Source organism: Gordonia sp. BP-119, from assembly GCF_016924115.1.
Classification (GTDB): Bacteria; Actinomycetota; Actinomycetes; order Mycobacteriales; family Mycobacteriaceae; genus Gordonia; species Gordonia hongkongensis.
In genome coordinates, this window is record NZ_JAFFZF010000011.1 from 51,504 (window position 1) to 65,389 (window position 13,886).

Consider the following 13,886-nt stretch of genomic DNA (forward strand, 5'->3'; position numbering starts at 1 on the left):
GGGCCTACTGTGGAGCCAGTGCGTCGCTGGACAGTGCTGATTCTCCTCACCGCGGTCGCGACGCTCGTTCTGGAGCTCCTCGAGGTCGACGCCGCCGCCCTGTTCGCGGGGCTCGTGGTCGCGGGTGCTCTCGCGATCGCCGGCCGCGCGCCCGGCCGGACGAACACCGACGCCGACGAATCCGACGACCCGATCGTCCCGCGATGGGCGTTCGTGGCGTCGCAGGGTGTCCTCGGCGTCTTCATCGGCACAATGGCCGAGCCCGAGACCGTCGGCGGACTCGGGTCGTCGTGGTTCCCGGTGCTCGTCATCGGCCTGGGGACACTGGTCATCTCGATCGCCTGCGGCGCCCTGCTCGGGCTGCACCGAGACGTCGACTCCCTGACCGGCTCGCTCGCGCTCGTCGCGGGCGGCGCGTCCGGGCTGGTGGCGCTGACCCGCGAGTTCGGCGGCGACGAACGGATGGTTGCGGTCATCCAGTACCTGCGCGTCGCGCTGGTCACCGTCACCATCCCGGTGGTCGCCTCGCTCGTGTTCGGTGCCGAAAACGGAGCCGTCGCACCGGGATCCGACGCCTGGTCGGCGGAAACGCTGCAGAATCAGGGCTGGGGACTGCTACTGCTGGCGGTGTGCCTGGGCGTCGGGATTCCGCTCGGCCGGTTGCTGCGCATGCCCGCAGCCGGTCTGCTGGGTCCGCTGGCGCTGGCCACCGCGGCCGAACTGACCGGGATCGCCGGTTCCGCCGAGGTGTCCCCCGCACTGCTCGCGGTCGCCTACGCGGTGATCGGCTGGCAGGCGGGCCTCGGATTCACGATGCCGCGGTTGCGTGCGATCGGCCGTGTCCTGCCGCTGGCGCTGGTGTTGATCCTCGTCATCGGCGCCGGCTGCGCCCTGCTGGGGGTCGTGCTGTCCGCGTGGACCGGCGAGTCGATGTTCGACTGCTATCTCGCGACCACTCCGGGCGGGATCTACGCCGTCCTCGCCGCGGCCACCGGGGCGGGCGGGAACGTCGCGTTCGTCGTGGCCGCCCAGATCCTGCGCGTCCTGCTCATGCTGTTCGTGGCGCCCTTCGCCGCGCGCCTCGCCGCTCGGCGGGCGTCGTGACCGTCTCGCCCGACTCGACGGTTACGTGTGACCCCGGTCCCACGTAAGGTCGGGAAGATGAGCGGGGAATCGAACACCGACACGACATCATCCACCTCCCACGGCCGCGAATTCGACGTCGTGGTCTACGGCGCCAGCGGCTTCGTCGGCGAACTCACGGCACGGTATCTGGCCGACCACGCGCCGATCGGTACGAAGATCGCGCTGGCGGGCCGCAACGAGTCGAAGCTGACCGACGCCCGCAAGCGGCTGCCGTTGCGCGCACACGACTGGCCGCTGATCATCGCCGACGCGGAATCACCCGCGGCGCTCGACGCGATGGTCGCGCGCACCCAGGTCGTCTGCACCACCGTCGGCCCCTACCTCAAGTACGGCGAGGCCCTCATCGTGGCGGCGGCCACCGCCGGCACCGACTACGTCGACCTCACCGGCGAGGTGCCGTTCGTGCGATACGCGATCGACAAGGTCCACGACGTCGCCGCCGCCTCGGGGGCACGCATCGTGCCCTCCTGCGGCTTCGACTCCGTGCCCTCCGACATCACCACCTACGCGCTGCATCGAAAGGTCTCCGACGACGCCGCCGGCGAGATGACCGACACGACCCTCGTCGTCGCGTCGTTCCGCGGCGGGATCTCCGGCGGAACGATCGACTCGATGCGGGTCATCGCCGAGGAGGCCCGCAACGCCCAGTCCCGGCGGCTCATGCTCAACCCGCAGGCCCTCTCGGGCGGCCCCGGCGAGGTCCCACGGGTCAGCTTGTCCGATGAACCGAGCGACCTGTCCATCATCAACGCCAAGAAGGTCGATCCGTCGCTGCGCGGCACCCTCGCGCCCTTCTTCATGGCCGCCCACAACACCCGGATCGTGCGGCGCTCGAATGCGTTGCTGGACAACGCTTACGGCAAGGACTTCCACTACGCTGAGACGATGAGCGTCGGCGGCGTCCCCGCGGTGTCGACCCTGATCGCCGGCGCCGTCGCGGTCGGTACCGGCGCGTTCATGGGAGCGATGAGTTTCGGCCCCACGCGACGTGTCCTCGACCGCGTGTTGCCGAAGCCCGGTGACGGACCCAGCGAAAAGGCCCGCGAGAACGGTTATTTCGTGGTCGACACGTTCACGCGGACCACCACCGGACGACGCTACAAGGCCCGGATGCGCGCCCAGGGCGATCCCGGTTACAAGGCCACCGCAGTGATGCTCGCCGAGAGCGCGCTGGCACTGGCCCTCGACCGCGACCACCTGCCCAAGCGGGCCGGAGTGCTGACGACTGCCGTGGCGATGGGCGACGCTCTCATCGACCGTCTCCGCAACGCCGGGTTCAGCATCGACGCCACCGAGCTCACCGACTGACCTGACCCGACCCCGCCCGATCGCGTCGTTCGACCCTCCGGCAGCCACGCCGGCGCAGACCGGACCCACTCCGGCACAGTCGAACTCGCGGTCGGGCGGCGTCGTCTTCGGGCCCCGGAAAAATCTGGCACTCTCACCTCCAGAGTGCTAGACGAGTGCCGGATCCGGTGCTATCTTCGTTGGCAGTACAGCGATGAACTGCTCGTCTAACGGGTGGCGAGCAGCCTTGAGAATCAGGAGGTGAACTGCTGTGCTTCGTTTCGATCCCTTTTCCGACATGGATGCCTGGACCCGAGGCATGATGACCGGTTCAGCGGCCGGAACTGCCCGCACTCCCCGCTTCATGCCCCTGGACCTGTACAAGGTCGAGGACCACTACCTGCTCATCGCCGATCTGCCCGGCGCCGATCCCGGTTCCATCGACGTCAGCGTCGACAACGGGGTCCTCACCCTCTCCGCCCAGCGGAGCACGCCGTCCGACGAGGGCGTGCAGTGGCTGACGAGCGAACGATTCTCCGGAACCTACCGCCGCCAACTGACTCTCGGCGACGCCATCGACAGCGCGGCCATCTCTGCGCGCTACGACAACGGCGTTCTCACCGTGACCATCCCGGTCGCCGAGAAGGCCAAGCCGCGGCGGATCGAGGTGGAGTCGGCCGGCCGACCACAGGCGATCGAGACCAGTACGGTCACATGAGCCGCTGCAGCACAACCTCTCTCCCATTCGGAGGAGCTGTAATCCCTGATCCCTGAGGTGCGAGGAGCGATAGCGACAGCCTTTCGCTCCCTGAGGTGCGAGGAGCGATAGCGACAGCGTTTCGCTCCCTGAGGTGCGAGGAGCGATAGCGACGAGCCTCGAAGGGCCTGGCAAGAAATGTTCACCACGCCCTTCGAGGCTCGCTTCGCTCGCACCTCAGGGAGCAGGATCGGCCACGCTTCGCACCCCAGGGAGCAATACGCTGCGCCACAACGAAATCGGGCACCTAGCCTTCGCTACCGGTCAGACCCGAACAGTTCGACCAGCGGCGCCGGGCGGCCGAACAGGAAGCCCTGGGCGTAGTCGAACCCGAACTCCTCGAGCATCGGGAGCACCGCCTCGGATTCGATACCCTCGGCGACCATCTTCACCCCGGTGGCGGCGGCCATCTCACCGATCGCGCGGACCACGGCGCGGTCGGGCGAGCTGTCGGCCAGTTGCGCGATGAGCGTCCGATCGACCTTCAGGACGTCGACCGGGAGATCGCGGACGTAGCGCAGGGCCGAGAAGCCGGCCCCGAGGTCGTCGATGCAGATCGTGCACCCGAGGTCGTGGAGCGCGTTGATCGCTCGCGACGCGGAGGTGTCGACCCGGATCGCCTGGTCCTCCCGCACCTCGACCCAGACCCTCGACGGCTCGACACCGTGACCGTCGATCAGGCCGTGGACGTACGAGACGAGCCCGTCGTCCCACAACTGCTGCCCGGACAGGTTGAGGGAGACGAACGTGCTCGCCCCGACGTTCCGGGTGATCGCCCCCGACAGGTCCCGGATGGCCTCGCCGATGGCATGCCGTCCGATGGGGGCGAGCAGCGAGATCCCCTCGGCCACAGACAGGAACGCGTCCGGGGCCAGCACCCCGGACTCGGTGTGCCACCGGAGCAGCGACTCGTAACCGACGACCCGCCGGTCGGGTACCGCGACGATCGGCTGATAGAAGACGGAGAAGTCACGCTCGACCGATCTGGTGAGCCACCCCGCGAGGTCGACCTCCGCCCGGATGTGGCGCTGCATCGTCGGCGAAGCGAATGCGACGGCGGTGCGGCTGCTCAGCGCGATGCACAGAGCGGCGTCGGCGTGGCGGACCAGATCGTCCTCGGACTCGGCGGCGAGGTGCACGTCGCAGACCGCGACGCCCATGCACACGTCGAGGAACCAGCTGCGTTCCCCGTCGCTCACGGTGTGCGCACCGAGTTTGGTACGGGCCGCCTCGATCAGTGCGTTGCGTCCGCTCTCGTCGTCACCGGCGCCGGTCCACGGAAGGTGGATGAGCCAGTAGAAGTCCGATCGCCGCTGGAAACGCGCCCGCGGACTGATGGGCATCAGCACCTGTTCGATGAAGCGCTCGGCGGCCGCGGCCGACGTCTCGTAGCCATAGGCGACCACGGCTCGGTGGTACGGGTCGACCGACACCGCGATCACCGAGGTGCCGAACGTCAACACGACGTCATCCGCTGGTCCGATCCCCCCAGGGCGACGCCGGGAGCGTCGCAGTTCTCTATCGCGGAGATACTACTCAGCCGGTCCGCTTCCGGGAAGAAGGACGAGGCGCCACCGCTGGCGGACCAGGGCCGGCCGTCATGACCGTTCTCACAAATGCCCGCCGCGACGGTTCGACGAAACCGTGTGCAATTTTCGTGGGCCCGGGTCGAGACATCGATTTCTTTTGACAGATGTTCACAAAATCTGAGACCGACGCGGCCGGCGATTCGCCACTATTCTCGGCAGCGCTGCTAACGATTCCGCGAGGTGCGGCAAAACTGCTGGTAAGGTGCTTTCATTGCCTATGCGTAGGACACGAAAGATTACGCGGTTTCCGCCAATGCAGTCGCAGTGGCATTAATGCGAATCTCGGCGAACAAGCGGCTGTCCCCACAGCCGCCGACGGAAAGCGGTCGTGGTAGATGTCGTTGATCAGGAGGGTGCTCCGGCGCTACGACGCCCGGTCGATGGCGACACTGATCAGCACCGGCGGTGTCATCCCGCTGCCGGTCATCAGCGTGCTCGCGCCCGAGACGCTGTACCCGGGCGGCATGCCCATCCTGCTCACCATCTGGTCGTTCATCGCGGTCGTCTTCGCGGTGACGGCCATCCGCGCCCGGCTGACCGACCTCGAGTTCGCGTTCCTGGGCGGGTTGGGGATCGTGGGCATCTGCGGCACCTCGATGATCCTGGCCTCGCCACGATCGTCGACGCTCGTCCTCGCCATCGTCGCGGTCATCCCGGCGATCGGCGCGATCTCGGCGACCACCCGACTCATCCTGTCCCATCTGGCGCTGGCGGTCGTCTGTGCGGCAACCGTCCTCGCGGTGACGACGCCCTCGCTGCCGGAGTACCTGATCAGCTTCGGCGCGATGCTCGGCCTGATCGTGGTGCCGGTCTTCCTGGTCGTCGCGTTGCGCAAGTCGATGGAGGCCGTGCTCGATCAGCAGACCCGCCTGGTCGGGATCGACCCGCTGACCGGCCTGCTGAACCGGCGCGGCTTCCTGATCCGCGCATCGCAGCTCCTCTCGGCCGCACGGTCGTCCACCGGTTGGATCGGCATCCTGCTGCTCGACGTCGACCATTTCAAGAAGATCAACGACCAGTACGGCCACCTCGCCGGTGACGGCGTGCTGCTGGCGGCATCGGCCGCGATCCGCGAGCACGCCCCCGTGGGTTCGGAGGTGTGCCGCTACGGCGGCGAGGAGTTCCTCATGTTCCACGTCGTCCACGACGCGGACGAACTGTGGCTCAGCGCCGAACGCCTACGGGCCGCCGTCGCCGCGGCAGCGCCGGTCACCATCAGCGTCGGCGGCGTCTGCGCGCCGCTGCGCGTCGCCGGCGACCCGCTGGTCTCCGGCCGTTTCGACACCGCCTATTCGACCGACGACGTGATCGGCAACCTCCTGGGCCAGGCCGACGCCTGCGTGTATCAGGCCAAGGAGAACGGCCGGGACACCACGGTCATCAAATCCATCGACGCAGTGACCTGGAACGACGGCGCGCCGAGCGCACATGCCGCCGACGCCGAGCGGACGGTGTCTCCGCCGTCGGCGAGCCTGTACGAGGTCTTCTACCGACGCCCGGCCGACTTCGTCGACATCGACAGCCGGACCAGCGGGCGCTGAGTCGTCGCGGCCTGGAGTGCGTCGGCCTCCCGGCGCATCCGACGCCAGGTCTCCGGGCTGGTGAGGGTGTCGAGCCGGGCGCGGTCCCACCACATGAGCCGGGTGCGGTACCGGTCGTCGGGGAACGGCGTCGCGGACACCGACTCGTCGAGGCGTCCACCACCGGACTGCCAACGGCGCAGAACGTGGTCGGCCGCGGTCGCCATCATGGCCTCGACCCCGGACATCTCCATGATGACCAGCCCCAACCGCGACAACTGACCGGCCACCGACCCCGCGATCGCCGATTGCTCGTCCACCCAGGCCGTCTTGACCTCGACGATGCCGTCGTGCAGGCGTTCTTCGATGGCGTTGACGAGCTGCACCTGACCGGGCTGACCCGCCCATTCGACCAGCGCGTGCGACTGCGCAGCCGCCTCCAACCGGGGTTGGACCCGTAGTCCGCCGACAACCTTGCCCTCGCTGTCGAGCACCGCGAAGAACATCGAGGTGCCCTCGCCGCCGGCGACCTCGTCGTACTCGAGTGCGGCCGCGCACCCGTGGCGGTGGTACGACGCGTCCGCGCCGGCGAGGTACTCACGCCACAGTTCGGGCTCCGACCGCGGGCTCGCCACGACCACCGAGTACTCCGCCCCGGTTTCGGGTGCGATCGATCGCAACATCCCGGTGCGAACCTGATCATTGGTGACTGACATCTTATTCATCGCAGTATTGCCTTCCAGGAATTAGTAAATTTAGAGAACGAGATCTCCCCCGACCCCGCGTGTAATGCTGCCACAAGGCCACATTTATGCACTCCCACAAGCGCAGTTCTTTGTGCCCGACCGTCGCTTTGACGGTTGGCGTCGTGCAATCCCGTGCGACACCATGGGCTTATGCACACGCCGCCGGATGCCGCCGCCACCCTCTACTTCCCGGACGAACTACCCGCCGCGTTGACCGCGGAGCCGTCCCTCACTGTGTCCGACATCACGGCCGGCGCCGCCCGCGCGCTCGATGAACTCCTCCCGCCCGCCGAGCCCGCTCTCCGGGACGAGACACCTCGTTACGCGCACTTTCCCTGGCGTAACGCCCTCGTCAAGATCCCCGGTCCGAGCACGTTCCGACGCCTCCGGCTCGACCGCAACCGGCACAAACTGACCGCGTCGCAGCAAGACGCTGCGGGCGAGCTCCGGATCGGTGTCGTCGGTTTGAGTGTGGGACACGCGATATCACTCACGCTCGCACTCGAAGGCCTTACCGGCGAATTACGCCTTGCCGATTTCGACGATCTCGAACTCACGAATATGAATCGAATTCCGGCGACCCTCATGGATATTCACGACAACAAGGCCGTGATCGCCGCTCGACGCATTTCCGAGATCGACCCCTATCTCACCACCGTCGTACATGTGGACGGCATAACAATCGAGAACATCGATGAATTCCTCGACGGCCTGGATCTCGTCGTCGAAGAATGTGATTCTTTCGATGTAAAGGTCCTCGTGCGCCAGAAATGTCGCGAGCGAGGAATTCCGGTCCTCATGGAGACGAGCGACGGCGGAACCCTCGATGTCGAGAGATTCGACCTCGAACCGGATCGGCCTCTTTTCCACGGCCTGGCCGGCGACCTGCGGATCGAAGATCTCGTCGGACTCGACCGCGCGTCGCTTACCCCGCTCGCCGTCCGGGTACTCGAGCCGACGAAGGTGACCGCGCCGATGGCGGCGTCGGCCATCGAGCTCGGGCACACGGTCACCGCCTGGCCGCAGCTCGGCGGCGACGTCCTCCTGGGCGGCGCCACGGTGGCCGCGGCCGTCCGCCGCCTCGTCCAGGGCAAGTCCCTGTCGTCCGGGCGCGTCCGATTCGACCGGGACGCGTGGCTGGACGGCCTCGAGGACCCGATCGACACCCATGGCTCCATACCCGTAGCACAACCACCGGCCGACGCCGAACCGATCCGTCCGCAGGTGCAGCCCGCCGTCGAGGCGATGACCGATCGCGAACTCGTCGTGTACGCCGCGAGCCGGGCGCCGTCCGCCGGGAACCAGCAGCCCTGGCAGATCATTGCCGACGACGACGCCGTCACGATCGTCCTGGACCGCACCCGCACCTCGACCCTCGACGTCGAGCACCGGGCATCTGCGGTGGCGGTCGGCGCCGCCCTGTACAACGCGCAGGTCGCGGCCGTCGCGCGCGGGGTGCTCGACGACATCGAGATCGTCGACGCGGCCGACACGCTGGCCGGCCGGGCACGCCTCAAGGGCATCGACACCGGGTCGCGCTCTGCGGACGCGGAGACCGAACTCGACGCGTTGCTCGCCCGCGGCACGCGACGTGGAGTCGGGGACGGATCACCGCTGTCGGCCTCCGATCTCGTCCGACTGCACGATGCCGCCACGAGTGATCGGACCCGGTTGGTGGCGCTCGACGACCGCGCGGACATCGACCGATATGCCTCGATCATCGCCCGATCGGATCGCGCCCGGTTCCTGACGCCCGAACTGCACCGGGAGATGTTCGCCGAGCTCACCACCGATCCGGCCGCCGCCGAGGGCATCGACGTCGCCTCGCTCGACCTACCGCCGGCAATGGCGGGGATGCTCGACGTGTTGCGGCGTGCCGATGTCATGGCGTTGCTCGACGAATGGGGTGGCGGTGCCGCGCTCGGTGCCGATGCCGGCGCCCGGGCCGCCTCGTCGTCGGCGATCCTGGTCTTGGTGCAGCAGGGCACGACCCCCGCCGATTACCTCCGCGGTGGGATCGTCGCGCAGCAGCTGTGGGTGGCCGCCGAGCGTCTCGGCTTCGCGGTTCACCCCATGACACCGACGTTCCTCTACGCCGGGGACGACGCGACCGCGCGAACGCTGTCGAGCAATCACGGCGACGAACTGGCCGCCCTGCGCGACGAGATGCTCGAGACGTGGCCCCTCGATGCCGGCGAGGCGCCGACCATCGTGCTGCGCCTGTCGCGCACGGATGCGCCGGTGGAGGTGAGCCGTCGGCTACCCGTGCGCCCGCCGACGAGTGCTGGTCAGGCCTGACCGGGGTTGAGCTTGATGAACAGGGCATCCATCTCCGCACAGAGGCGGTCGCCGTCGTACAGGGTGCCCTTGATGAAGACCTTGCGCCCCTCGATCCGGTCCGCCCAGGCGTGGATTCGCAGCGGCGTGTTCAGCGGTGTGATCGACCGGTATTGCACGGTCAGGTACGCGGTCCGGCTGACATGCTGGATCGCGACCGCCGACGCGAAGCCGCCCACGTCGTCGAAGGCGACCGCGACATGACCGCCGTGCGCGGCGTTGTTCCCGCCGAGGTGGAAATCGCGGAACGTCAGTTCGGCGACGACCCCGTTGTCGTTCACCTCGGTGACCACATACGGCGGCAGGGTGATGTTGCCGCGCGACGGGAGGTCGATGCGGGTCCCCGCCGGCGAGTGCCACTCGTCGATCCGGGAATCGGCGAGCCGGTCGTTGAGCGCTTTCAATGATTCGATGAGTTCGTCGACTAGCTCGTCGTCGGGGCAGGCGTAGCGGGCGTTGTCCATCAGCAGGCGGACCTGCTCACTGAACTCGCCGTAGCGGGGTCCGCCGCGGTCGGTGGTGATGGCCGCATGAGCCCGGAAACCACCCTCGTGCGGGTCCTCGTCGACGGTCTCGACGGCGCGATCGTTCGCTTCACTCACCGGCCAACCGTATAAGAGGCGGCGGTGCCGCGCCCTAGTCGGTGTCGGTGTCGGTTATCCCCTCCGTGCGACGACGGTCGGCGAGATCCACACACACCCCGCCCCGGGCCAGCCGGCGTGTGGACTCGGGTATGTAGTCCGGCACGCCACGCGGACCGCGTTCCTTCTCGTCTCGGATCCGGACCGCCCTCCCGACGATCACCGCGACCGCCGCGGACACGACACACCACGCGCCCCCGAGGATCAGAATCCACCCCCATACAGCCATACGGACAGCTAAGCATCCGAAACTGAGATTTCGGTGATGTTCGAGCCGAAGACCGGCCGGCATCCAATGGTTGAATGCAATCCGCGTCGAACCCGTCACGACTTCGTGACCTCTTCCGACCAATCCGCCGCTTGCAGGCGTGCGAAGCGCCCGGTCGCCGCGTCGATAGGCTGACCCCATGAGTGCGACGCCCGACACCCAGGGACCCTCCGGCCAACCCTTCGACCCGGCATCGTGGGCGGTGGTGCCCGGCTTCGACGACCTGACCGACATCACCTATCACCGCCACGTCGGCGAGGGCCGCGAGTACGGGATCGTGCGCGTCGCATTCGACCGTCCCGAGGTCCGCAACGCCTTCCGCCCGCACACGGTCGACGAGCTGTACCGGGTCCTCGACCATGCGCGGCGGTCGCCCGACGTCGGCACGATCCTGCTGACCGGCAACGGCCCGAGCCCCAAGGACGGCGGATGGGCGTTCTGCAGCGGCGGCGATCAGCGCATCCGCGGGCGTAGCGGTTATCAGTACGCCACGACACACGACGACGACGTCGCGGCGGCCGGCGCCGAGACGGTCGACGCGGCGCGGGTGAAGGCCGAGGGCGGGCGGTTGCACATCCTGGAGGTCCAGCGCCTGATCCGGACGATGCCCAAGGTCGTGATCGCGGTCGTCAACGGCTGGGCGGCCGGCGGCGGGCATTCGCTGCACGTCGTGTGCGACCTGACCCTCGCCTCGGCCGAGCACGCCCGGTTCAAGCAGACCGACGCCGATGTGGGTTCCTTCGACGCCGGGTACGGGAGCGCCTACCTCGCCAAGCAGGTCGGGCAGAAGTTCGCGCGCGAGATCTTCTTCCTCGGGGAGGCCTACGACGCCGAGACCATGCACCGGATGGGCGCGGTCAACCGCGTCGCCCCGCACGCCGAGCTGGAGGCCACCGCCATCGACTGGGCGCGCCGGATCAACAGCAAGTCGCCGACGGCCCAGCGCATGCTGAAGTTCGCGTTCAACCTCACCGACGACGGCCTCATGGGTCAGCAGGTGTTCGCCGGTGAGGCGACCCGCCTGGCGTACATGACCGACGAAGCCGTCGAAGGACGTGACGCGTTCCTCGAGAAGCGCGACCCGCGCTGGGACGATTACCCGTACTACTACTGAGCCGGGTGCCCGAGAGTGTCGAACGCACAGAGCATTCATTGAGGGCGGGTGACGACCAGCGTCGCTCGTCTGACGTAGATCGACGTTGGATGTGGGCGATCATTCTTCAGCGGGTTCGACCCCGTCGACAACGCAGCTCACGCTCCTCCGGGTTCTCGACCGGAGTCGTGAGTTGGCCACTCGCAGGCGATTCCGGACGATATTGACACCGCCCTGATCGAACCGGCGGCCAAACCAGGTCCGGTGCGAACGACGCCGCCGAATCGAGCTGAGAGACCACACCCGCCTCGGCGTGCGGCAGTAGTACGCGGTGAACCGTAGGTGCGTCGCGTGGCCTGCCAGTGCGCCAGACACTTCCAGATCGCGGCGCCGCCGCTGTCGTGGCGTCAACTCGACGCGGCGTTGCCGACCTGCACGCGCAGAAATCCAGTCCGCGAAATGATGAGAGGCGCAACGCCTTTCATGACATGATGGCAGGCGCACTCCGCGGCGATGAATTCGAAACGACTCACCGATGATGCTGCGCCGCATAGTACGCCGAAATTTCTTTCCGTAGCGCGACATCACGGCCCTTCTCGGCGAGCTCGGCACGCAGTCTGGTCCGTTCCGCGCGCTCACCCGCCGCCTCGGTCGGGCGGCACCTTGCGATCTCGTGGACGTTGAGTTCCCGTGCCACCTCGGTGACTGGCCCGTCCACCATCAATCACCCGACGAGCAGCGCCTGTGCTCAGTAGTAATCGACCGCTTCCTGGACAAGCAGATACTTCTGCAGCAGAACGACGCGCGACATTCGGTCACACGACAGTCGTTGGTCAGCAGCACATCTACCGTTCTGGGACAGAATACGGTACGTATGTGACAGGATTAGACTACTGACGACGATCGAGGCACAATCAACGAAACATGCTGCACAGTAGTCAGTTTCGCGATTTCCGAGCCTGTGGAAACTCCTCGAAATCGAACCCATGTTCCTGTACCTTGGAGTCATGCCAGAGCTCACCACGCTCCTCGATCAGCTCGTCGAGACCGCCCCACCCGCCGACGATCCCACGGGCAGAGCAACATTCGACACCCTTGACACGTGGCGTCTGATCCGCAACCTTGCAGATCATCAGATCGCCCTGCACGCAGCGCAACTCGACGAACTCGGCGTCGCCCAGAAGGCCGGTAGCACCACCAAGAGACTGCTGATCGAGTCAGGACATGCACCGGCCGCCGCTCTTCGCACCATGCGGGGTGTCGACGCGCTGCCGACGCTGCCCGTGGTGGCGCGTCACGCCGCTGATGGGCGGCTGTCCGGCGAGGTCGTCGATGCCATCGTGCGGGGGATCAACGAGATCGAGAAGCGTTGTCACAAAGCCCTTTCCGATGACGAGCGCGCCCAGTACGAACTCGAACTCATCGCGCAAGCACTCTCCGGCGCAACACCGACAGAAGTGCTCAAGCATGGCCGAGCCATCGCCAATACTCTGGCGGACACCGCCGACTCCGGTGTACCGGCCGCCGACGACCCATCGCTGAACGCGGTCAACGCCCACACCACCGACGACGGCCGCGTCGAAGTACATGCCGACCTCACCCAAATCGTGGGAGAGAAGTTCCAGGCCATGATCGATGAACGCTCCTGCCCCAGGCCGGAACCCGACGGCGCACAGGATCGACGCACCGCCGAGCAACGCCGCGCCGACGCCTTCGAACTGATCCTCGACCAAGCCGCGATCGGCGCTACCCTCGATACCGTTGGTTCCCCACGCACTCAATTGATGCTGACGATCCCCGCGACCGGAGACCTCGCAACGCTGCCGTGGACCGGATCGGTCAGCCATGCCACCGCCAAACAGGTGTCGTGCGACGGCTCGCTCACGGAGATCATCCTCGATAGTGAGGGCGTACCGCTTCAGATGGGTCACACCCGCCGGTTGTATCCGTCACACCTACGCAAAGCGATCATCGTCCGCGACGCGTGCTGCGTCAAATGTGGTGCACCGCCGTCCCATACGCAGGTGCATCACATCAAGTCGTGGGCCGACGGCGGTCCCACCGACCTCGACAACGGCTGCCTGCTCTGCCAGCGCTGCCACACACAGGTCCACCACCACGGCTGGGACATCGTGATGGGTTTCGACCGCCACCCCTGGCTCGTACCGCCCGTGTCGATCGATCCGCAACGCCGACCGCTACCCGCCTACAACCGCCGCACCATGCGACTCGACGACGCCGCCTGACCGGCCCTCCGACACACACTTTCGCGCAGCACCCTTTCGCACCCGGGCCACACCCGGGACCGCATCCGTCCCTTGACAACTCCACAGTGACGCTCTAGTCGGCCCCGTACCCGGCCAGAATCGTGGGCCGAGTACGGGCCGTCGGGACCACCAGAGAACTCCGCTCTGGGAGCGAGCTTCCCTCCTGCTCCCTGAGCTGAGGAGCCAGGTTGCGAGCGTCCCCCTCCGCTCCCTGAGGAGCGAGCTTGCGAGCGTC

Annotated in this window: 12 protein-coding genes; 7 read left to right on the top strand and 5 right to left on the bottom strand. The window is 67.3% G+C overall.

Going from position 1 to position 13,886, the window contains the following annotated elements; translation table 11 throughout:
* The first annotated feature begins 18 nt into the window (after positions 1-18).
* The 3 genes from JW364_RS09030 (at position 19) to JW364_RS09040 (ending at position 3,151) form a co-directional block, all read left to right on the top strand.
* Positions 19-1,104, top strand: a complete 1,086-nt coding sequence (locus JW364_RS09030) for an AbrB family transcriptional regulator (RefSeq protein ID WP_068970029.1) — start codon at positions 19-21, stop codon at positions 1,102-1,104.
* A gap of 57 nt (positions 1,105-1,161) precedes the next feature.
* Positions 1,162-2,454, top strand: coding sequence for a trans-acting enoyl reductase family protein (locus JW364_RS09035; protein ID WP_058253359.1), 1,293 nt, complete (start codon positions 1,162-1,164; stop codon positions 2,452-2,454).
* Between the two features lie 250 nt (positions 2,455-2,704).
* Positions 2,705-3,151, top strand: a complete 447-nt coding sequence (locus tag JW364_RS09040; protein WP_058253341.1) for an Hsp20/alpha crystallin family protein — start codon at positions 2,705-2,707, stop codon at positions 3,149-3,151.
* Between the two features lie 296 nt (positions 3,152-3,447).
* Here JW364_RS09040 and JW364_RS09045 read toward each other — a convergent pair whose 3' ends face one another.
* Positions 3,448-4,653, bottom strand: coding sequence for an EAL domain-containing protein (locus JW364_RS09045; protein WP_205333506.1), 1,206 nt, complete (start codon positions 4,651-4,653; stop codon positions 3,448-3,450).
* A 461-nt stretch (positions 4,654-5,114) separates the two neighbouring features.
* Here JW364_RS09045 and JW364_RS09050 point away from each other — a divergent pair, with 461 nt between their 5' ends.
* Positions 5,115-6,320: a diguanylate cyclase gene (locus JW364_RS09050; RefSeq protein ID WP_223258822.1), complete on the top strand. Its 1,206-nt coding sequence runs from the start codon at positions 5,115-5,117 to the stop codon at positions 6,318-6,320.
* Here JW364_RS09050 and JW364_RS09055 read toward each other — a convergent pair.
* Positions 6,266-7,024 carry a hypothetical protein gene (locus tag JW364_RS09055; RefSeq protein ID WP_165630509.1) on the bottom strand — a complete coding sequence of 253 codons (759 nt, stop codon included), beginning with the start codon at positions 7,022-7,024 and terminating at the stop codon, positions 6,266-6,268. The genes JW364_RS09050 and JW364_RS09055 overlap by 55 nt on opposite strands.
* Before the next feature lie 171 nt (positions 7,025-7,195).
* Between JW364_RS09055 and JW364_RS09060 the strand changes: the two genes are divergently transcribed.
* Complete coding sequence (locus JW364_RS09060; protein ID WP_165630510.1) at positions 7,196-9,343, top strand: Rv1355c family protein; 2,148 nt, start codon at positions 7,196-7,198, stop codon at positions 9,341-9,343.
* On the opposite strand, the gene JW364_RS09065 is transcribed toward JW364_RS09060, so the two are convergent.
* Positions 9,334-9,984: a PaaI family thioesterase gene (locus JW364_RS09065; protein ID WP_165630511.1), complete on the bottom strand. Its 651-nt coding sequence runs from the start codon at positions 9,982-9,984 to the stop codon at positions 9,334-9,336. The two genes, JW364_RS09060 and JW364_RS09065, sit on opposite strands and share 10 nt — an antisense overlap.
* Positions 9,985-10,018: 34 nt before the next feature.
* On the bottom strand, positions 10,019-10,252 hold the full coding sequence (locus tag JW364_RS09070) for a hypothetical protein (RefSeq protein WP_240198861.1): 234 nt from the start codon (positions 10,250-10,252) through the stop codon (positions 10,019-10,021).
* A 178-nt stretch (positions 10,253-10,430) separates the two neighbouring features.
* Here JW364_RS09070 and JW364_RS09075 point away from each other — a divergent pair, with 178 nt between their 5' ends.
* Positions 10,431-11,405: a 1,4-dihydroxy-2-naphthoyl-CoA synthase gene (locus tag JW364_RS09075; protein WP_165630512.1), complete on the top strand. Its 975-nt coding sequence runs from the start codon at positions 10,431-10,433 to the stop codon at positions 11,403-11,405.
* Between the two features lie 508 nt (positions 11,406-11,913).
* Here JW364_RS09075 and JW364_RS09080 read toward each other — a convergent pair.
* Positions 11,914-12,105 (bottom strand): hypothetical protein, encoded by a 192-nt coding sequence (locus tag JW364_RS09080; RefSeq protein WP_083207227.1) that lies wholly within the window; start codon positions 12,103-12,105, stop codon positions 11,914-11,916.
* Positions 12,106-12,370: 265 nt separating this feature from the next.
* On the opposite strand from JW364_RS09080, the gene JW364_RS09085 reads away from it, so the two are divergent.
* Positions 12,371-13,630 carry an HNH endonuclease signature motif containing protein gene (locus tag JW364_RS09085; RefSeq protein ID WP_205333505.1) on the top strand — a complete coding sequence of 420 codons (1,260 nt, stop codon included), beginning with the start codon at positions 12,371-12,373 and terminating at the stop codon, positions 13,628-13,630.
* Positions 13,631-13,886: the final 256 nt, after the last annotated feature.